This window comes from Neisseria sp. P0021.S007 (genome assembly GCF_051956855.1).
The window spans coordinates 1-1330 of record NZ_JBQCXA010000082.1 but is presented as its reverse complement, the minus strand read 5'-3'; the positions used below and the strand labels follow the sequence as shown (position 1 = coordinate 1330).

At 49.8% G+C, this 1330-nt stretch carries 1 protein-coding gene and 1 pseudogene; both read right to left on the bottom strand.

All coding sequences use genetic code 11. The features are described from left to right. A partial coding sequence (locus tag ACTHUR_RS11245; protein ID WP_440398628.1) for a Slam-dependent surface lipoprotein occupies positions 1-768 on the bottom strand: 768 nt, incomplete at its 3' end. Positions 769-920: 152 nt separating this feature from the next. Next, positions 921-1330 (bottom strand): annotated as a pseudogene (locus ACTHUR_RS11240) (TonB-dependent receptor TdfG); the annotation flags it as partial.

The window sequence follows — 1330 nt, the reverse complement described above, 5'->3', positions numbered from 1 at the left end:
CCTATCACCTGCGCGTTTTAGTGCTCCGCTCATAGAACCTTTGTCGCTCGTGCCGAATGTGGCTTTGATTTCACCAGTATAGAAATCGTTTTTGCCCGGCGTGTGCTTGTTGATGCCGACAACATTATAGGTGGCGGTAGCTAAGCCCGTAGTGTTTTTAGTCGGATTCTCACCCACAAACCAAACCGTGCGGTTGCCGTCGTTCATATTTAAATCAGTGCTGTTGGTAATCTGATTGCTGTTGCCTTTGCGCGGCGCCCATTCGCCGAAGAAGACGTTGGTTGCCGCAGTCGGCACTTTGGTAAAGGTCATGCCGCCGAATTTCGGTGCAATCGGTAACTTTGGGTCGGCCATTTGGCGTACGCTGAACACTTCGGTGTTGTTGGCACGTTTTTCATACCACACTTGGGCGAGTTTGGTTTTCGAGAACCAGCCCGCAATCGGGTTGATGTCGCCGGGTTGCAGGTATTTCGGATTGGCCGTGCCATTTGCATTGGCGTTCTGATTGCCGCCGTTGATGGGCGTATTGCCGTATTTGTTGCGGATGCGCTGCGCGGGTCCGGCTTCGAGGTTGATGGAATTCGAATAACGGTTGTTTCCATCGCTGTCTATACTGATACCGGCACGGTTTGCACCAAACGGCAGCGCATCCGATTTTTGAGTTTTCACACGGTTTGTACTTGATTCTCCATATATATTCTCTACAGCCAAGGCAGAACCAAAAGCACCCATCAAAAGGGCGGCTAAGACGGTTTGACGCACATTCATGTTGAGACTCCTAAGAAATTGAAAAAAGCCTGCTTATCTTTGAAATATAGATGGCGGCAGAAAGCAGAAAAAAGACCGTCATATAAAAATAATATTGATAATCAATATTATATATACTAATTTGTTTTTGACAATAGGTCTGATTGAAAATTTTAGAATTTCGCTTTTAGGCCGAAGGTAACCGTCCTACCTGGGCCGGGAACGGGGGTGCTGGACATCGGGTCTAGATAATAGCGGTTGGCGAGGTTAGTAACGCCGAAATTCAAGTCTATATGTTTCCCTATGCGGTAGCGGGCATAGGCATCTAAAAGGGTGGCGGCATGCCAGCCGTAGGGTTTGCCGTTGCGCTCATACACCTGCCCCGCGCCGTCGGCAATCAGCTTGTCGTAGTTTTTCCGCTCCGCCTTGCTGTGATGGATGGCGCGCATGCCCAATTCCAGTTTTTTGTTGAAGAAGCGCGTGCCGACATCAAGGGAAAGCGAATATTTCGGCTGCAGGGACTGGAAGAAGCGGCTGAGGCCGAAGCCGCCTTCCAGGCATTCGGGTACGCGTTGCAGGTAAT